Here is an 18,662-nt window from a genome sequence, read left to right as displayed (position 1 = left end):
GGTAATAGTTCGTTCATTCTGATTCTTACTATGCGGGACTTTAACCCGGTTTACATCGTGCCCATGCCGGGCACACACAAAACGGCGTAGGCAACCCGAAGAAAGCGCCCGTGAAATCGACAACCCACAGAACGCTGGACCTCCAAGGCCGGGTCGCCTAGCCTCGACATTGCGTCCATCGCTTCGCGATGGCCGCAATGGCTAAAAGAACGAAGAGTTTGGCGATTGAACTCTTTGGTTCCCGAGTCACATTAAAAACATGAAATCGCAGATCACTTATTGGAAAGAATCAGACGGAAAGTATTTGGGGTATTTGAACGATTATCCCGACCATTGGACGCAAGGCGATAACCTTGAGGATCTTAAAGCGCACCTTCGTGATTTATACCACGAATTCACCATCCACGACCTTCCAGGAATCAAGAAAATGGAAGAAATCGAAGTCGGGTGAAGCGCAGGGATCTAATCAAGCGAATTGCTTCGGCACGGAGGGAAACACGACATCTACCACAACCCCAATACTGGAGCGACTCACCCGATTCCACGTCATAGAGAAATCAATGAGATGCTGGCAAGAAAGATCATCCGGGATCTATCGAAAGACTGAGGGAGCCATCCAGGCGGAGCAGGTCAACCCGATGTCCATCCCGACAAACTCTAAAGATCATACGGACTCAGGGCCTCACTGGCGGGTTGTCTTTCCTCGACGTTCTCCACAAAAGAGCCTATTGACGGTCGTTTGATATCTGATAGGTTTTAATCGTGTCGCCGGAGCTAAAAGAAATAGAAGAGAAGGCCTTAAATCTCTCTGCATCTGATCGAGAGACTTTGGCGAACCATCTCTTCCAAAGCGTTCACAATCAAGAATTAAGTGAATTAGAGACGGAATGGATTGCACTTGCGGAGGAACGGTTTGCTGCGCTCGCAAGCGGATCTGATCCAGGACTCAGCGAGGAAGAGTTTTTTCGGGGTTTCGTGCGATGCTAGATGGAAGTCCGCTTCGCTACCGAAGTTCGGGAGGAAGTAGCCCAAGCCGAGCGCTATTACGAAGGAGAGGTTGAGGGCTTGGGCAGTGCGTTCATCCAGATTCTTTATGAGTCGATTCAGGAGATCAAAAAGTTTCCTGAGGCCTCGCGGGTCATACGCGATCCTTATCGGCGGTTCCTTACTCCCCGATTTCCCTACGGGATCATTTTCAGAGTGGAAGGCGCGATTATTTATGTAGTAGCCGTGGCCCACTTAAAACGTCGACCCTACTATTGGAAAAACAGGGATAACCAGTCCGGATAGGCAACTCGCTACCGCTCGCACCTACTGTTCACCATTCAGTCAAAGAATGAGAAAATTCGTTTTCGGATTCGCAACCGGTATTGCGGTAACCATTGTTTTGGCAATCGGGCTTTTTCTTTTGCTGAGCGAGAGAGTTGAAAGAGGATTTTTTGGACCTTGGGAAGAAAGTCAGGAGCCGAGGTTGGAGCTTATCTTGTATCCATCGAACTATATTGAGTTGAGAGACACGTTCGGAATGAGCGCGGTAGAGTTGTCAGAGTTTCTTGCGCAAGGTGACGAAGAGAAAAAGAACGGTTACCTTTCTGCTTTCGAATCCGGCTTGGCAACAAGGATTACGTTTATTCATATCGATGATGGCCCCGAGAGAACACAAGAAGTTACATTCAAAGATGGAAAGGTTGAAAGTCACATTTTCGAGATCTCTTCGGATGTGGAGATCAACATTGATACACCGTCCACATCCAAACTAGTCGAGTCAGATATAGATTTTCTGAATTCTGAAAGGCTACTCAAAGCTGTTGAAAAACGCCTCAACGGTTCTATGTCGCCGGAATCAGATGCGACAAAATAGGACAAGACGACGCAGGCAGTCCAGTGAACACGCCCGAAAATCCTAAAAATCAACTGGACTAGGTGCCTCACCGGCGGGTTGCCTGTCCTCGACGTTCGAGAAAAGAAAAAGGAAATTGAGCAAGGTACTGATTGCGTGTGATTGAAGTGAATACAACTGCTTGAAAAGAATAACAGCAGAATGGAACAGAGTTTCTCACAGAGGCACCAAGGCACAGAGAGAAACAAGCTCTGTGTGCTCCGTGCCTCCGTGAGAGAATTGCATTTTGGATCTGCCTCTCAACTCCGGGTCTTTGCGTCTTGGCGTGAGCCATACCCACTCCGGCTCGAACCAGTCGGCGTAGGCAACCCGATGAACGCGCCCGTGAAATCGACAACCAATAGAACGCTGGACCTCGCTGGCCGGGTCGCCTAGCCTCCACGTTCTGCAGAGAAAGAAATCACAGGATGCCTGGCCAAACTGAAAGACTACTTCCTTTGCCCCACCTGCTACTATCTGGAATTGTAATATGATTGCTCGTCTATTTCAGAACTGGGTTTATGCAACTCCCCCACTCGCACTACTTCTTATTGGGCTTTATCCATTTATCGAGATGTCGATTGCTCTACCTCTATTCTTGTCTCTTCCGGTTTACATGATCCACCAATATGAAGAGCACGAGGACAACCGGTTTGTGGACTTTCTTAATGGCCTAGTGGGAACAGACAAGAAGGGTTTGTCCCCGTCTGATGTCTGGATCATCAATGTGATCTTTGTTTGGTTTTTGCTATTAGCCACTTTTTACCTAACAAAAGAGTCCTCTAGTTGGGGCGTTTTGGCGGCTTACTTGTTAGCAATCAATGGGTTCGTCCATGTGGTTTGGGCAGTAGCGTTTCGGAAATACAATCCAGGACTTTGGACATCTTCGATACTGTTCCTACCTCTTGCAGTCTGGATTTTTGCTTCGATTCCAGCGACACCCGTAGTCCATGCGACTTCGGCAATCCTCATTGTCGTTCTTCACGCGGCGATAATGATCATCGCACGGAGGCCTTCTTAGCTGAAAACAAATCACAAAAGCAAAACAACGTGGAGCTGGACAACGCCTAAAGGCGCGCCGGTCCTCGCTGCTCGACTTTGAAAAATGAGATCTGAAGAGGTGACGCTAGTCGAAATCGACTGGAATCAGATTTCGTCTATTGGAGAGTTCTTCGATACCGCTCTACCTCAGTGCCAATCTCCTGCATGGCACGGAAGAAATTTGAATGCGTTGCAAGATTCGTGGGTCACTGGCGACATCAACCCAAAAGGGCCTCCTTACCATTTTCGATTCAAAAGGAACCCCAAGCAGAATGAAGAAATGGATAGAATTAGAGAAACGGTAGAGAAGATTGCTCGGGAATCAGTGGAAGAGAATGGAGGGATCTTTGAGACTTCTTGACCGAGCAGTGCGAACAAGACGAGTAATCAACCCGAGACTCACGCCCAGCCTTGTGCTCGAGTCCGCTGGTTCGCGTGCCTACTCTCTACGCTCTGAAAAGATTCAAAGGATGACTGAGGATGAAATTGGCAAAATTGTTGTTGACGACTCCGACAAATTAATTGGACAACATTCATACGGTGATCAGGAACTTGAGTGAAGTAGTCTCGGACCTCCAACGTTGCAGTTTTGTTGCCGCGCCCTCTCTCCCGTCAATCCTCTCTCCCGGCGACTGTCGCTGTCTAAAAGCAAATTCCCATTGGTAATCCTGCCGCAGCACCAACAGTAATATGCGCTCCCTCATTCTTGCTCTTTTATGTTGCGTATCCACAGCACCTCTCTCGGCCAGTGTAATCAACCTGGTCGAAGATTTTAACAGCTACGGTGATGGAACGAATGGCGGACGAATCCTCGCAGGAGATCCGACAAGCTTTTTCGAAGGCAATTGGAACATTGGTCCATTTGGAGCCACAGGCGGGTTTGTCGATTATTTCAGAGCACCTTTCACTGGAGATGGCTTTGTGGCTGTTGGTACAGTCTCCGCACTGACCTATGCTGAACCTTTCGCACCCGGCAAATACAACGTCACAGTCGAAACCTTCGCATCGGGTAGTGAAAGCAGATCGATCAGCGTTTTCTTCGGCAGCGCCACCCCGACTTACACCTACGCTCTCGGGGACTCCACAGACAACCAATTCAATCAATTCTCGGTCACTCTTTCCGGGGAAACGAATCTTAGCCTCGTAAACATTGGCTTTGGCCGAACACTCAACGTGACATCCATTAATGTGACGCAAGTTCCCGAACCCACTACCTACGCCATCATTTTCGGAATTGCTGCCTTGGCGTTTGTCACTCTCCGGCGCCGCATACGCAACTGATATAAATTTGCTTTTCAGGCGGTCTATTCGCTAAGCCTTTGCCTCTTTTCCCGACACGACTGTGTGCCTATGGACCTGTGAGTTTTGCCTGGTGGTGCGAGTAGAGGGTTCTTAGGTCAGAGTACGGGGACGATTTCTTGAAGCGAATTTATGTGTGGTAGATGGGTGAAGGAGATCCGAGCGAGGTTTGCGGAAACAGAACAAATCGTAGAAGCTTTCCTCGCGATCGACGATCTGGGACAAATCTGCAAAGATTCCTGTTCCCAGTCAGGTTTTTTACCGGGATAACTTTACTGTAGCGTTCTACCAGAACAACAAAATGGGTATCATCATACTAGTCGCTTTCTGGACATGCGTCGGTCTTACGGCCGTAAATATAGGGTTAAAACCGGCCCTCATCTTTACCGGACTTTGGATTATTGGATTCTTTTTGTTTCCGGCCCTTGGGCTAACACCCCACCTATTCTGGACGTATCAGGCAGTTTTAGCTATCCCCATGGCGATATGGATTAAGTCTAAAGTCTTCTGAGGGGAAGAGAGGAATCTCTAAGACTTCAAAGAGACACGAGTGAGTAGAGTCAAACGGCGTAGGCAACCCGATAAACGTGCCAGTAAAATCGGTAACCTACAGAACTCTGGACCTCTCAGGCCGGATAGCCTAGCCTCCACGATATGGGAAAGAGAAGAGTTTGAACCACGGATAAATCGGATAGACACGGATAAGAGAGAGAAAAAGGGAATGAAAGAATCGTATCAGGATCATTCCCACGGGATCAGTGTTTATCGGTGTTCATCGGTGGTTCCGATGTAACGGAATGTATAGACAAGAAGCATTCGGGGCCATATCCAGCCGGCGTAGGCAACCCAATGAAGGCACCAGTGAAATCGATAAGCTATTGGAATTTGGACCCCTCAGGCCGGGTCGCCTAGCCTCCACGATCTACAGAAAGAATGAACAGCATTAGACTGCACCATTACTATTTAGCGATCCTCGCTTGTTCGGCTTATTGCACTCTAGTGATTCACATCTGGCCGGATCGAGTCCCCAGCTTTATTGATCACTCGGCACACTACCTAGCTCTACCCATAATTCTTCCCTTCATGCTTCACATGGAGACGAAGTATCTAACGCCTGCAGTAGTTGATTTTCCGTATTTCATAGCAGCGTATCCAGTCTATTTCGGATTAATCCTATCTCCAATCGCCTTCCTAGCACTTAAGAATGAACGAAAATCAATTATGAACAGCGAAGAACCACAAACCATCAATACTACTCAAATCGAACAGTAGAAAAATGAACCGTAGTTCCAGTCATAGCTATCAACTCCCTTCGCGCTCCGCGCTTCAGTCTCGATAGTGCTTTCCGTTCAGAGAAGCATATGAATCACATCATGGCACAGACAGATCCATTCGTGGTTGGTCAGGTAATAAATACAATCCTCATAGTTGCCCTTCTTTCGCTCCCCTTCGTTATCTGGTCGAAGATTTCCAAATGGAGCAAAGAAAAGAATGAAAAACTGGATGAAATCACCGCCGAATTACGAGAGATCAAAGAACAGCTGAATCGAAGGGAATGAAAATAATGGCCATTCATACTTCATGGCCATTATTTTCTACTCAGCTAAACCACTCTTAACGAAAAGGCGTTGCCAACTCGATGAACTCGCCCGTGAAATCGAAAACCCACAGAACGCTGGACCTATCGGGCTGGGTCGCCTAGCTTCGACGCTAGGCGATAGAATGAAGAAACTGATAGTCACTGCTCTTATCGCATTTCTGATCTGCGTCACAGGAGCTCTTCTGTTCGTAGCTCCAATTGTTCCTTGCGGTTGGAGTGTTACCTATCAGCAAGAAGGTGGGGCAAAAATACAGGGGAGCACCGGAGTACCCTTGTTTGCAAGCGACTACGTTATCGTTGACCTCCCGCGGGAAGTCAGTGAAGGGAAAAATCGAATATGGTCATCTAAATTCATGGTGAGCTTTGATCGAGAAAGGGTATTAATCCCAGTTGCCTACAGAAAGAGCTTCCTTGGTATCAGCTATGTCCACAGAGATCAATTGAAGGGAGCCGATATCACGGGCGCGAAAGTCGATGATGGCTGGACTGTTTCATTTGAGGAAGAGAGGGTTACTTTCATGAATGGCAAGATCACTGTAACACTACACAGGGAGGCCTGACCGGGCGGTGGTCTTAGTTCCGTTCGGGCTCCGCGCTACAGTCTTGAGACACCTCATCGTTCAGAGTAAGATGAAGGCTATTGACAAGACAGCAGCAAAAGAGTGGTGCGAGGCCCATGATTTTGAGATAGATTCGGGTGGACTGCCTTCACTCATTCCTACCACAGAAAAATTCTCCATCCCGGAGGACGCAGGCGCTCGAGTGGCGTTGGTTCGAGGTCACATGCGCGCCTTTTGCGATGAAGAAGAAACCTGTGTTTGGCTCAATGATTGGAGCGTGTGGCCGTCTGGCCAGTGGGAGCATCTTTTTCAACAGTTTCGACTCTCTTATGGGATTTCAGAAAAGCTTGCTGAGTTACCCTGCCAACTTATCCAGAAGAAAGAATTTGATGCCACGGTTTCCACAGTTATCTATGCAGTGCTCATGCTTTGGGATTGTTACGTTCTCGGGGCATCGGGGCAACGGTTTGTGTTTTACTCTCACGATGAAGTCGGACTCAAATCCGCCTAATCAGAGGAGGCGGTCTACCCGAGGATATGCGCCCGGAAGTTGTGCTTGAGTCCCAGAGTCAGGTGCCTATCTTTTGCCTATACTTGGCAACATGTTCTTTACGAGAATAAAGCACACACAAGTGGCCACCCTCGCTGCCACTCTAATTGCTTATGGATCGCTCGCAGGGGGGGCGCATGGTGGGATTTTAATGACGATTTCTGATGACGGCATCAACCTGACTTTGAGGGCCACAGGTAGTTTTGACGTTACCAACGCAACCAGTATTGGAACAGGTTCTCTTGGAACGGATGCCGCCGTTGCGCCTACTTTGAATGCATTTGGTTTTAATGCTGGACTCGACGGGGTAAGGTATGCAGCCAGCTTTTCAGGCATTCTCAGCGGGACCTCTGACGTATTTCCCAGTTCTAGCCTTACAACAAATATTCCTGTGTGGGTCGATTTTGATGGAACTGAATCCAACCCGAGCCCGAGGTTTGCCGCACCAGCCGGAGAATTGTCTGGAACAGTGGATGAAACAGCCATCTTCAATGGGACTACGATAGCGTCACTGGGATTGGTGGTCGGTCAATCTGTCACTGGAACTTGGGGATCTGGGGGCGTGGACGAACAAATCACAATAACAGTTATTCCTGAGCCATCATCGGCTCTCCTTCTAGGACTAGGAGGGTTAGGATTCGTTGTTCTCCGGCGTAGGAGAACTGCCTGAGTCGAACCAGACTGCGCTAACCAACCCGCTACCGCTACCGAGTCGAAGCCGGAGGTCAGTCCGAAGCCTCAACCAGAATTGGAGGTGCTCCCGCCAAAGTGAATGGCAGGCCAAGGGCGTCCCGGTAGAAATCGGAGCGTTGAACCAGGCTGCGCTGCTCGATCCGATTCGCCCAACCGACTATCCTGCGAATCATTCAGCTTTGTCCCTCGTAGGTAAGGCGGTCCATTTGACCAGAAAGAAGGGATTTTTTCAGTCTTTTCCATCCAGCGTTCACACTCTCTCCATACTCGGGATGTAAGGTGAAACCATGCGAGAAAGGGAAAAGAACGAACGGACCCGCCACAGCGAGCATTTCCATGGTTTAGCCGGGCTGAAGATTCTCTGCCCGTTTTTGATCCTGCTCGGCAGCTTTAGCCTGGCAACCGGTGCTGGATGGACGGACTACACGCTGGATATCGGAGACGGCTACGAGGTGCTCCGAGCCAATAGTCTTGAGGTTTGTATCGGGAAGAAGGGAGGAGGCCTCATTTTCTACCCACAGATGTATGAGGACGTAGGACCAGTTGTTGGTTACCAGATGAATGAGAATTATTTGTTGGCCCGAACCCTCGGCCGAACTCCGAGAAACCGGTTCGAGGGAGACACTCTTGAAAAGGTGGACCCTCATAGAGAGTTCTTCTTTCTCATCCCTAAGAGCACTGACGAACCTGTTGGTCCGTTTACGGCCAAGGAATTTGCAGATGCTCTCAAAGAAGCGGGACTGAAAAGCGAAGGATGGATCCAACCACGGAACCCGAATTTCTGGACTCCCTTTCTCGGTAGTCTCGCTTTTTTCGCATTCGCGCTTCCGTTTCTCTTCGTGAAGTACTTTTACATCTCTATCCCCGCAGTTTTTCTGGCGATCTGGTTATTCCGAAAGATGAGGATCCAAAGGCCTACAATAGCCTGAATAGCCCAAATCACTTCCAAGACCGACAGCTCTCTCCTCAACCTCCACATGAAAGTATCCCGTAGAGTCTTTCTTGCGAGCGGCGCCGGCCTTTCATTGAGCGCAATTGCGGCTGGACTACAGATGAGACTCGTTGAACCAGAGAACCTTGAAGCTACCGAAAAGACTATCCCTCTTTCGCGCCTCAGAAAGCCCTTGAAGGCTCTGCACCTATCAGACTTCCATGCCTCTCCAGATGTGAGCTATGAAACCATTGAAGCTGCTGTGGATCAGTCGCTCGCTATGAATCCAGACCTTGCTTTGCTCACCGGTGACTACATCACCTCTGAGTTACTCGATCCTGCAGAGTATCAAAGAATCCTGACCAAGTTGTCAGCCCGGATGCCTACCTTTGCCTGTATCGGTAACCACGACGGGGGTCGATGGGCGGCGAGAACTTACGGTTACCCCAATTTTGACAAGGTCGCGGATCTTCTACGCACAAGCGGCATTGAATTCCTATTCAATCAGAAAATGGAGGTTCATGTTCGTGGAGAGAGGCTAACGATCGTTGGCCTGGGTGACCTCTGGTCAGAGGACTGCAAACCTGGACAGGTGCTGAAAGCGAAAAGAGACACGGAGAACCCGTTGTTAGTCCTTTCCCACAACCCTGATTCCAAATCCCTCCTTCAAAAGTTGGACTGGGATGTTCTTTTCTGTGGGCACACCCATGGAGGACAGTTGGTGATTCCTCTGGTCGATTATCGGCCATTTCTGCCCGTAAAAGACAAATCCTTTCCAGAGGGACTACGGCAATTTGATAGCAAGTATGTTCACATCACCAGAGGAGTCGGAAATCTCCACGGACTGAGAATCAACTGCCGACCGGAGATTAGTCTACTTCATCTACTACCGAAATCCCGACCAGAACCAACCTTCCGAAGTAGTTGACCTCGAGAACGCTCCCGAGGAGTGCACCGGCGATACTCACTTTCGGCAAGACGCAAACCACGAATGTGATTGAGATTCTATTCGAGGATCGATAATCCCACTATTGACCTCTGTAAGAAAACCCTTGGGCCAACCGGCGAAAGGTCTGATTGAAAAACGCCCATGTTCACCCGCTTCAAGAAAACCGCACTACCAATTATATACTGCCTCGTTCTTTGCTCTCATTTGATGGCGAATAAACGAGTCGCTTATATTTACGGAGACGTTGCTGCTGATGGAACGATTCCGTCCGGCGCTGCTGCTCCCTATGATCAAATGTTGCTGACTGATCCCGGCAACACTGGCCTATCGGTCTTTAAGGGCATAGTGGAAGGAGAAGGTTACACCATCGAGCAACACTATGATCGCACCCTCAATTTCAACGCGGCCTTTCTAGCCCAATACGACGTCGTCATTTTCGGCCTGCACCAACGAATTTGGGCCCCAACTGAGCAAGCAGTTCTCGATGATTGGATTCAAGCCGGGGGTGGTATTCTGCTGTACAGCGACTCAGCAGCCGGTGGACTGTTTAGTTTGGTGGGTATTAAAAACTCAGTAGGACAGAGTGCGGTAAATTCAATTTTGTCGAATTATGGTATGCAGGTTACTGTGGATCAAGGTGGCGGAACCCGCGGATATTTCGCTGATGCAGACGCCTCGAATCCTGTGGTCTACCCGCAGTTGATTTTTGAAGGTGAAGGGGTCTCGCCGATAGCCGTTGATCCTCTCGGCGTGGCCGAGGTCGTTATTCCTTTTAGGTCAGAGAATCGAGCCTCCGGAGGCAATTTGAACATCGATAGTGTAAACGTAACGATTTCCAATCCAGATTGGGCTGCCATCGCACTTGCTGAGGTTGGAGAGGGTCACGTCATGGCAATATTCGACCGCCAGCCGCTATGGAACAATGGCCCCGGATCCGACATCGACATGGAGGACAATCGGGAAATTCTCCGTCGCCTCGTTCGCTTTCTCGCTCGCGATTATGGGAATTCCAAAGAGTGGTTCGACTTACGGATTGAGTCTGGTGACCCGCAAGACTTCCAAATTTCGTTTCGCCAGTGGCTGGACGGCAGCGGTTCAGACGGTTTTAACTACACAGCGAGGAATTCCCTCTTTGCACTAGAGCATAGCACCACTCTCGCATCCGGTGAGTGGAGAATCGAATCAGCACTCGTCGAAGAAGTTGGGAGTGCGGCTCAACCAGATGGGGAGAGTGAGCGGGTCACCGTTCGGGTTGTCCCGGACCCCGGTTCAGAGGCTTGGTTCGTCCGTCTCGTCTCTAAACCTGCAACTGCGACATCTGAGGAACCGACCGCTGATGCGGGTCGCGACCAGTGGATTGCATTGTCCGGTAGTGCCTTCCTCGAGGCAACTGCTGCGAACGCCACAACCACATCCTGGTCGAAGGAAAGTGGTCCGGGAACCGTGACGTTCAGCGATGACGAATCACTCCAAACGACTGCGACTTTCTCCGCCGCCGGTACCTATGAGTTGTCGATTGAAGCGTCCGACGCCAGCGGCACAAGCGCCCTCGACACTGCCAAGGTCGTGGTATTCGAAGATTCGGATATCGTGATTGCGATCAACAGCGGCGGTGGTGATTATTCGGCGCTGTCCGGGATCGAGTATGTTTCTGATATCTACTTCGTCGGGGGCGGCGCGGACCAGTTCCCGGGCAACTCTGTTGCGGGAACCGAAGATGATCTCCTCTACAACTTTGCGCGATCAAAAAACAGCACCTTCACTGGTTACTCGATACCCGTGGACGATGGAAACTACCTCGTTCTCCTACAATTCGCGGAAACATTTTTCTCCACCGACAACAGTCGCGTATTCGATCTCTCCATCGAAGGTCAGCTAAGACTGGATGATTTTGACATCCATGAAGTTGCACCGGGGAAATGGGTGGCTGTCGACTTGGTTTTCTCCTCAACTGTTGCCGACGACTCCCTCGATATCGTTGTCACCGCCTCCAGCAACAATCCACTGATCAACGCTATTGTCGTTTTCGAAGTCCCCTGAAACAATTTTAGCTAGGCGAATGCGGATTCTGGTAGGATATTTCTATTATACTGACTTTCGTCGAACAAGTATTGTTCCAGGAAAACGATGAAGAAACTCACCGTCATTCTTTTTGCCGTGGCATCTTCTACTCCGATTTGTGCGATGGACTGGGTCTTCCCAGAGACAATCTCTTATGAATGGACGGTTCAAACAGCGTTTCAAGGTCGCATCCCAAAGTTCACCGCAAAAGATGCCCCGATAAGTCAGTTAATCCGAGGACTTGGCGATGGCATGACCTCTACCCTAGAAATCAAAGCCCTTGGGATGGATGAGGCCAAACTAGAAAAGAGGTTAACTTTCGAGAGAGAAAATGTCGCGTGGATTGAAGTGGTCGCCCTAATTGCCGACGAAATCAATGCAGACATTTTGATCACAAAAGGCGGGGTCATTCTCATGCCTGCAACTCTTGAGAATGAGAAAGCAGAACCTAATGATGCGGACAGCAAAGTCAATGTCCCTGGGAACCCCTTCAACCTGCAGAAGGACTGAACGCAGTCTGGTTGTTTAGTCTTCGTATTGGGAAAAGAAATGAATGACCTTATCGCATCGATTAAGTTTCGCCGAATAGAAGTCGACGGTAGGGAGCCAAGCACGAATGATGAGTTTCGCATCGTGCTCTACTTTTCTCGAAAGGATTCCCACAATTCATACCTCGCAAGACCACAACATTGCGGAATACCGTGATTCTCTAGGAATCTTCATGTTCAGTGGGGTTTTGAATCGCATCCGGTCCGCCTTCGGGCCCGCTCCAGAGGACCAGCGGACTGAGAAGCAGAAGGCGGGGGATGCCGCCGAGGATGCTGCCGCCAAATGGTTAAAGACCGAGAAACGGTTTCGTATTCTAGAGCGAAACTGGCGCTTTGGGCGGGGCGAGATCGACATCATTGCCGTCGACCGGGAAACGATGGTCTTTGTCGAAGTCAGGGCGCGGGCTGTAGGAGCGCTGGTCTCCGGCTACCACTCCGTGAACCAGAAAAAGCGCGACACTCTTCGCAATTGCGCTCTCGCTTATTTGAAACGCACCCGTCCCTATCCCCGCCATTTTCGTTTCGACATCGTTGAGGTGGAACTCAATAACGGTGCTGTCGGTGATCTCCGGCACTTTGAGCACGTTCCGATTTTTCATAAACAGGACCGTCCTACACACTCTTAGAATCACTTCATGGAATCAGATAGCCGTCATCCTTTTCTTCAGGGTCTTAGCAAGCATCGTGGGGCTCCTCCCACCGCCATCGTAATCTTTGGCGCTTCCGGCGACTTGACTGCCCGCAAGTTAATCCCGGCCCTCTACAATCTCGGGTTGGACAACCTTCTCCCTTCTGATTTTCACTTTGTCGGCTTCGGAAGAAAACCCATCCCCGACAAAGAATTCCAACAGATCGCAACAACTGCGATTGAAGACCATTCTCGTCGTGAGCTCAACCCGGAGGTATGGAACCGCATTCGCTCAAACATCCATTACCATGCAGGCGGATACGATAGCCCTGAAGCTTTCGAGGAACTCTCTCAGATTCTCCTGAAAATTGAAAAGGAGATCGGACGGGATACCCAGTTTCTTTTCTACATTTCCACACCGCCCAACGTCTTTACCCCCATCCTCGAAAATTTGGGAAAAAGCGGTCTGGCTCGTCATAATCTCCGCACCCGTTGCGAGTCCAAGATCATTATTGAAAAACCATTTGGTCGCGACCTCACCAGTGCACGGGCTCTCAACGAGACGCTCTCGCGGGACTTTTCGGAGAATCAGGTCTTTCGCATCGATCACTACCTAGGCAAGGAAACGGTGCAGGATCTCTTGGTACAGCGTTTCGGAAACAGCATCTTCGAACCGCTCTGGAACCGCCAATTCGTCGAGTCGGTGCAAATTACGGTGGCCGAGGATTTGGGTGTGGGGACCCGCGCCGGTTACTACGATTCCAGCGGTGCGTTGCGTGACATGATCCAGAATCATGCGATGCAACTCGTCTCTCTCACCGCGATGGAGCCACCCGTTTCCCTCGATCCGGAAGCCATCCGGGATGAGAAGGTCAAAGTGCTGAAGGCCATTCAGGTCCCCAATGCCAATCCGGAGGGGGGCGACGTGGTCCGTGCCCAGTATGACGAGGGTTTGATCGAGGGCGAGAAAGTGAAAGGCTATTTGTCGGAACAGGATGTTCCCCAGGAGTCTTTCACTGAGACCTATGTGGCCCTTCGCTTGTCGATCAACAATTGGCGCTGGAAGGGAGTGCCCTTTTACGTGCGATCCGGGAAGCGCCTTGCCAGACGGGTCAGTGAAATTGCCGTGCAGTTCAAAAGGCCCCCCGGCATCCTTTTCAGCGAAGGAGACCGGTTCGATCTGGCTTCGAACACTATGGTGATCGGTATCCAGCCGGACGAAGGCCTCACTCTTCTTCTGAATTCGAAGATCCCCGGACTCGAAACGAGAACCCAACCGGTGAAGATGCACTTCCGTTATGCGGCGACTTTTGGATCCAATACACCTGAGGCATACGAACGCCTGATCATGGATGCCATGGTTGGTGATTCTACGCTCTTTATTCGCGGGGACGAAACCGAGGCTTCCTGGTCGCTGATCACACCCGTCCTCGAGAGTTGGGCTGCCAACGGCAAAACCGGTCTGGAAAGCTACAACGCAGGCTCCTGGGGACCTCTCGCTGCAGAACGTCTACTATGGGAGAACAAGCATGAGTGGCGTCGCTCAGGGCCCTAGGATCAATCCTCAAACAATCGCATACCCGTGACACCTATCCTCGAAACCTTGCCGGGAATCACCCTGCCTGTTGCCGAAGTGAACCGGCAGCTTGGCCAGATGTGGCAACCCGGCCGTGAAGGCTCTGGAGCCCCTTCCGAATTTCGCGCCTCACAAATGAATTTTATCCTGCACTTCGGTCTTCAAACGACGGTGCAGGACGCACGTGCGCGCTTCGAAGAAGCCATCCACTTTAGCCAGCGTTATCCCTGTCGCATAATCGTTCTCTGCCCCGAGGAAGAGAATGCCTCGGATCGTTTTCTTGAGGCTAAGTTGTTTGCGCAGTGCTATATCGGCAATACTCCGCGAACCATGTGCTGCTGCGAAGCTCTCATGCTAGGCTATCCTCCGAATGAAAAGGGGGATTTGCAGAACCAGATATCGATCTGGCTGGAAAGTGATCTGCCGACCTGCCACTGGTTCCACCGGGTTCCCTCCGAACGAATCAGCGACCACTACCTCTCTTTCACCCGCGGGGCCAAGCATATCCTTTTTGACAGCTCGGTAGAACACACCGATTTCTGCCAGCTTCCTTGGAAGAATCCCAGTCGCGTCAAAGACCTGGCTTCTGCGAGACTTCTTCCCATTCGACAATCCGTCGGCCAGTATTTGAGCGGATTCCCACCGGAGGCGCTGGCTGCTGGAGTCAAAGGAATCAAAATTACTCACGGAGAACCTCTAAGCGGAGAAGCGTATAACCTTTCCGCATGGATGAAGCAGTGTCTCGAAACCGCGGACCCAAACCTGTCCCTAAACGAAGAGCTTACCCCCCTCAAAGGGGAACCCGACCGCATCTTCGGCGAATGGGTGATCGAGAACTCCGACCATCAGTTTGCGTTTGATTTGCGATTTAGTGAAGGGCGCGGTCTACTCACCGCCAAGTTTGACGACGGCTCTCCCACTGACTGGCCGTTCAAAGCACACCTTCTCCCTCCGCGGGATGCGTTGAGTGAGGCAGTTTTCTTTTAGACTCAACAAAAGGCAGCTTCGAAAGTATACCCGCTGGAAAGTTGGGCGCCCGACCATCTCTGGAGCTGTGGTGGCTAGGTTGCCCGATCGGCTAACAACACTTAAAAGAAATGTTCCGCCCAAGGCTAGAGCAACTGTGTCTCACCTTGCGATGGCTAAGAAGGACGTCTTTGGATTTTGGATACTAACATGACCTAATTCTGCGATGCTGCAAGCAGGCAAATCCCTTCAAACCCAATCAAGTGAGGCTCTCCTCTCACTCACAAGCTTGCAGACTGTTTTTCTATCGGTTACCGTCTCCCCAGTTCAGATAAATTTCCACTGCACCTTTCTAAATGGCAACTGCTGGCACGAGCCCAATTGGACCCTCAGTTCGGGAAACCGAGCGATTCGTCAACTGGACTGCTTTTGCGAAGAAAGCTCGGAAGATAGGAACCCCTCAGAGCGGTCTCGCGGTTTCAACCAATGGAGAGTAGAGAGATGGTGAGTTCCTTCACAGATCGGATGGAGCCAATACTCAGTGGTTTTCTCGGTGAGCCATGGGACCGGTGGTGTTCGCCATGTTCCCGCCCAATTTCCACATTCCTGGCGTGATCAGTGGACTAGAGAGAATCGATATTGTTTGATGCAACCTACGAAACCATCCCGTCCGCCATTTTCCTCCGAGGATCTCGCATTGATTGACCGTTTCCGCGGCCACCCCCGCAATCCTATTCGCAAAAAACGTAGCCCCCGGTCTCTAGCCCCACTTCTAGACAAGCTCATCTCCCGAATGACCCTCAACCAAGGGGAAAGACCAGAAACAGCTATTCTCGAAAACTGGGCACACCTAGTCGGATCCGACTACGCCCAACGGTGCACTCCGGGGCGACTCGAGAAAGATGGCACCTTAGTCGTTTTCGCACCGAATCCAGTCCTCCGCCAGGAGCTTGCGCTTCGCAAGAGACAGATCCTTCGCAAAATACACGAGCTACCCGGCTGCGGATTGATCAAGAACCTGCTCCTTCGGGGTGGATGAGGAAATACCACTATGACCTACTGGCAATACCACCTTATTTTCACCCTTCCAATCATCGCCGTTCTAGTCGTGCTCCTGCGGAAGCGGATAACGATGGCTCACATTTTTAGCTGGTTGGGTCTCTGTCTGATCGTATTCGCCTTCACTACCCCGTGGGATAACTACGCAGTCTACCTCGGGATCTGGGGATTTGGGGAAGGGGTTTCTCTCGGTTACCCGCTTTCGCACCTTGCGGATCAGACCCCATGGGTCGGACACATCCCCTTCGAGGAATACTCCTTTTTTTTGATCGAAGCGACGATGGTTTGCTTGGTGTGCCTGTTCTTTTTACCTACAAAGAAGGCTCCTTCTGCAACCACTCCTTGATGATCGCCAAAGCTGCCCTGTAGCCGTTTTCCAAGGCGAGTTGATATCCAGGGAAGTAAGCTTCGTCTCCATCCCCCGAAAGTAGGGTCGAAATAGCCGAATGCCCACGTGGAGGACGGGTGAAATTACTCACTGCTCTCAGGAGCAGAACCCGATTTGCGTCAGCCAGTCCCATCTGAGACAAATCACGGATCCCGTAGAGCGTTCCACTGTCTTCCATACTCGATGTGTGAAAGATACCCCGTCCCTTTGTGAACAATGTGACCCACTCCTGAGCCCAGGCATTCATCCTCTCCCCATGCCAGAAACGAACAGCCGAAAGAGTTGCACCAACTCTCACGCTTGGACCTTCAGATGCTTTAGGGCTCTCTTCATAGCGCTTCCCTTCCACAACGCACTCTTCCGACTCTTCTAATTCAACCCGACTGGATACTTCAAACGCCCACCTACAAACCTCCTCCGGTAGTTCAAATTTCTCGTATCGCTGACCAAAGACCCCTTGAGCCCCAGCTGGCTCCTGAAAGGGTGCACTCGATCCCAATGGTAAGATCCCCGTGCTCCAATCGTCCGGTATCTCCCTCGAGTCGACTTCCCAAGCTAAGTCACCGTCTACACACCAGTCTGCCCAGACCGGACTCCCGAGTGAACACGTGTCCGGATCCCCTCCGGCAATTCCCGAAATCAGCCAAAGTGATTCGCTCAGGTCGGTGTTTCCTGCCATCCCCACAGCAACCACTTTCGCAGCAGACTGAACGGCCCCCACCCCGCTGACCATCGCAAGTATCGTTCGATCCGGGTTTACGAAAAGTCCGCCAAGAGCACTGACTCGTTTTCCCCGCAACGGTTCCAAACCCAATCCGCTTACAAAACGGCTCAGCTCACCTTCGCGCCCATCAGTAGGCTCAAAGTGGGTGATCAAAACGATTTTAGGCTTCATCATTTAGGAATGCACTGACGCTAGAGCCCAACAGGGTGAAGACTAGGAGCATCCAGGCCAAGAGCGCATCTTAAATTTCACTTTCCTAATCCAGGCCACGACTTGAGACTCAATTGCAAAATTGGGCTTGTCATGCCGCTGTCTCAGTCGATGATTCCGCTGGATGGCTGATATGAAATTATTCAAACTCTGCAGGTTATCAGTTCTTGCTCTCACCTTTTTATTCTCAGTCAGTGTAGAGGCAGAAGCGCCGCGAATTGTAACTGTTGGCGGAGCGGCAACCGAGATTGTTTTCGCCCTTGGGGCGGGGAATTCTATTGTCGCGGTGGACACATCAAGCACCTTTCCTCCAAAAGTCCGCATGCTTCCTCAGGTAGGCTATGTTCGGAATATTTCACCGGAGGGAATTCTTTCGTTTGAACCCACATTGGTTGTGGCCACCGGAGCACTCGGACCACCTCCTGCCCGCCAAATGATGGAACGCTTCGAAGTTCCGGTAGTATGGCTACCCGACCCCAATTCCGTTGAAGACCTGAGGTCTTCTGTCCGCAGTGTTGCCACCGAACTCAACATGAATGCCGAGGGCGACAGGGTTCTTGCTGAAATTGATGCTGATCTTGAGATGGTGCGTTCACGGTATTCCGGAACAGATGCCCGACCCAAAGTTCTTTTCTTTCTGCAGCCCCCTACTCTTTCTTCGGCCGGGATGGCCGGGGGGCTGGAGTCTCGGGCAGACGCCCTCATCGAGTTGGCGGGAGGTCAAAACGCGGCCACTGAATTCAAGGGGTTTCGACCCGTCTCTTGGGAGGGTTTGGTACAAATGAACCCGGACGTAATCATCATCGGTATGTCGCCGGGCCATGGAGGCACGCCAGAGGATGTTGAAGCCCTCCGGGAAAGTCGTGCCCTCGGAGCAGTTGGTGCCATTCAAAATGGGGCGGTCTACGGCGTTCCTTTGGATGACCTTACCTTTGGACCCCGTCTTGGCGAAGCCGCGCAGCGGTGGTCTGAGTTCGTCCATCCCGATCCCAGCGAGTAG

23 protein-coding genes are annotated in these 18,662 nt (G+C 50.9%); 21 read left to right on the top strand and 2 right to left on the bottom strand.

What is annotated here, in order from left to right; genetic code table 11:
- The first annotated feature begins 259 nt into the window (after window positions 1-259).
- From AAGJ81_08100 to AAGJ81_08050, 11 genes are all read left to right on the top strand, one after another.
- A complete protein-coding gene (locus AAGJ81_08100; protein ID MEM0966092.1) occupies window positions 260-451 on the top strand; it encodes a type II toxin-antitoxin system HicB family antitoxin in 192 nt (63 codons plus the stop codon).
- A gap of 24 nt (window positions 452-475) precedes the next feature.
- Complete coding sequence (locus tag AAGJ81_08095; protein MEM0966091.1) at window positions 476-607, top strand: type II toxin-antitoxin system HicA family toxin; 132 nt, start codon at window positions 476-478, stop codon at window positions 605-607.
- Window positions 608-987: 380 nt separating this feature from the next.
- On the top strand, window positions 988-1,290 hold the full coding sequence (locus AAGJ81_08090) for a type II toxin-antitoxin system RelE/ParE family toxin (GenBank protein ID MEM0966090.1): 303 nt from the start codon (window positions 988-990) through the stop codon (window positions 1,288-1,290).
- A gap of 46 nt (window positions 1,291-1,336) precedes the next feature.
- Window positions 1,337-1,861, top strand: a complete 525-nt coding sequence (locus AAGJ81_08085; protein MEM0966089.1) for a hypothetical protein — start codon at window positions 1,337-1,339, stop codon at window positions 1,859-1,861.
- A gap of 508 nt (window positions 1,862-2,369) precedes the next feature.
- Entirely contained in the window at window positions 2,370-2,900 is a 531-nt protein-coding gene (locus AAGJ81_08080) for an HXXEE domain-containing protein (protein ID MEM0966088.1), read from the top strand.
- 84 nt (window positions 2,901-2,984) lie between these two features.
- Entirely contained in the window at window positions 2,985-3,281 is a 297-nt protein-coding gene (locus AAGJ81_08075) for a barstar family protein (protein ID MEM0966087.1), read from the top strand.
- A gap of 329 nt (window positions 3,282-3,610) precedes the next feature.
- Window positions 3,611-4,201: a PEP-CTERM sorting domain-containing protein gene (locus AAGJ81_08070; protein MEM0966086.1), complete on the top strand. Its 591-nt coding sequence runs from the start codon at window positions 3,611-3,613 to the stop codon at window positions 4,199-4,201.
- 951 nt (window positions 4,202-5,152) lie between these two features.
- Window positions 5,153-5,491, top strand: a complete 339-nt coding sequence (locus AAGJ81_08065; protein ID MEM0966085.1) for a hypothetical protein — start codon at window positions 5,153-5,155, stop codon at window positions 5,489-5,491.
- Between the two features lie 450 nt (window positions 5,492-5,941).
- A complete protein-coding gene (locus AAGJ81_08060) occupies window positions 5,942-6,379 on the top strand; it encodes a hypothetical protein (protein ID MEM0966084.1) in 438 nt (145 codons plus the stop codon).
- 70 nt (window positions 6,380-6,449) lie between these two features.
- Window positions 6,450-6,890, top strand: coding sequence for a hypothetical protein (locus AAGJ81_08055; GenBank protein MEM0966083.1), 441 nt, complete (start codon window positions 6,450-6,452; stop codon window positions 6,888-6,890).
- A gap of 91 nt (window positions 6,891-6,981) precedes the next feature.
- Complete coding sequence (locus AAGJ81_08050; GenBank protein ID MEM0966082.1) at window positions 6,982-7,599, top strand: PEP-CTERM sorting domain-containing protein; 618 nt, start codon at window positions 6,982-6,984, stop codon at window positions 7,597-7,599.
- A 55-nt stretch (window positions 7,600-7,654) separates the two neighbouring features.
- Here the strand turns inward: AAGJ81_08050 and AAGJ81_08045 are convergent, their stop codons facing one another.
- Window positions 7,655-7,795, bottom strand: coding sequence for a hypothetical protein (locus tag AAGJ81_08045; GenBank protein ID MEM0966081.1), 141 nt, complete (start codon window positions 7,793-7,795; stop codon window positions 7,655-7,657).
- 114 nt (window positions 7,796-7,909) lie between these two features.
- Between AAGJ81_08045 and AAGJ81_08040 the strand changes: the two genes are divergently transcribed.
- The 9 genes from AAGJ81_08040 (at window position 7,910) to AAGJ81_08000 (ending at window position 16,686) form a co-directional block, all read left to right on the top strand.
- Window positions 7,910-8,551, top strand: coding sequence for a hypothetical protein (locus AAGJ81_08040; protein ID MEM0966080.1), 642 nt, complete (start codon window positions 7,910-7,912; stop codon window positions 8,549-8,551).
- A gap of 48 nt (window positions 8,552-8,599) precedes the next feature.
- The gene (gene yaeI / locus AAGJ81_08035) at window positions 8,600-9,481 is read left to right on the top strand and encodes a phosphodiesterase YaeI (protein MEM0966079.1); all 882 of its coding nucleotides are present in this window, start codon (window positions 8,600-8,602) and stop codon (window positions 9,479-9,481) included.
- Between the two features lie 162 nt (window positions 9,482-9,643).
- Window positions 9,644-11,542 carry a malectin domain-containing carbohydrate-binding protein gene (locus tag AAGJ81_08030; GenBank protein ID MEM0966078.1) on the top strand — a complete coding sequence of 633 codons (1,899 nt, stop codon included), beginning with the start codon at window positions 9,644-9,646 and terminating at the stop codon, window positions 11,540-11,542.
- Between the two features lie 87 nt (window positions 11,543-11,629).
- Window positions 11,630-12,073 carry a hypothetical protein gene (locus AAGJ81_08025; protein MEM0966077.1) on the top strand — a complete coding sequence of 148 codons (444 nt, stop codon included), beginning with the start codon at window positions 11,630-11,632 and terminating at the stop codon, window positions 12,071-12,073.
- Window positions 12,074-12,179: 106 nt separating this feature from the next.
- A complete protein-coding gene (locus tag AAGJ81_08020; protein MEM0966076.1) occupies window positions 12,180-12,737 on the top strand; it encodes a YraN family protein in 558 nt (185 codons plus the stop codon).
- 9 nt (window positions 12,738-12,746) lie between these two features.
- Entirely contained in the window at window positions 12,747-14,294 is a 1,548-nt protein-coding gene (gene zwf / locus AAGJ81_08015) for a glucose-6-phosphate dehydrogenase (protein ID MEM0966075.1), read from the top strand.
- A gap of 27 nt (window positions 14,295-14,321) precedes the next feature.
- Window positions 14,322-15,302, top strand: coding sequence for a glucose-6-phosphate dehydrogenase assembly protein OpcA (locus AAGJ81_08010; protein MEM0966074.1), 981 nt, complete (start codon window positions 14,322-14,324; stop codon window positions 15,300-15,302).
- A 625-nt stretch (window positions 15,303-15,927) separates the two neighbouring features.
- On the top strand, window positions 15,928-16,320 hold the full coding sequence (locus tag AAGJ81_08005) for a DUF721 domain-containing protein (protein ID MEM0966073.1): 393 nt from the start codon (window positions 15,928-15,930) through the stop codon (window positions 16,318-16,320).
- 12 nt (window positions 16,321-16,332) lie between these two features.
- Window positions 16,333-16,686, top strand: coding sequence for a lycopene cyclase domain-containing protein (locus AAGJ81_08000; protein ID MEM0966072.1), 354 nt, complete (start codon window positions 16,333-16,335; stop codon window positions 16,684-16,686).
- Here the strand turns inward: AAGJ81_08000 and AAGJ81_07995 are convergent.
- A complete protein-coding gene (locus AAGJ81_07995; GenBank protein MEM0966071.1) occupies window positions 16,652-17,626 on the bottom strand; it encodes a purine nucleoside permease in 975 nt (324 codons plus the stop codon). The two genes, AAGJ81_08000 and AAGJ81_07995, sit on opposite strands and share 35 nt — an antisense overlap.
- 169 nt (window positions 17,627-17,795) lie before the next feature.
- Here AAGJ81_07995 and AAGJ81_07990 point away from each other — a divergent pair, with 169 nt between their 5' ends.
- On the top strand, window positions 17,796-18,662 hold the full coding sequence (locus AAGJ81_07990) for an ABC transporter substrate-binding protein (GenBank protein MEM0966070.1): 867 nt from the start codon (window positions 17,796-17,798) through the stop codon (window positions 18,660-18,662).

The organism is Verrucomicrobiota bacterium (assembly GCA_038744685.1).
Lineage (GTDB): Bacteria > Verrucomicrobiota > Verrucomicrobiia > Opitutales > Puniceicoccaceae > Puniceicoccus.
This window is presented reverse-complemented; position numbering and strand designations above follow the sequence as displayed.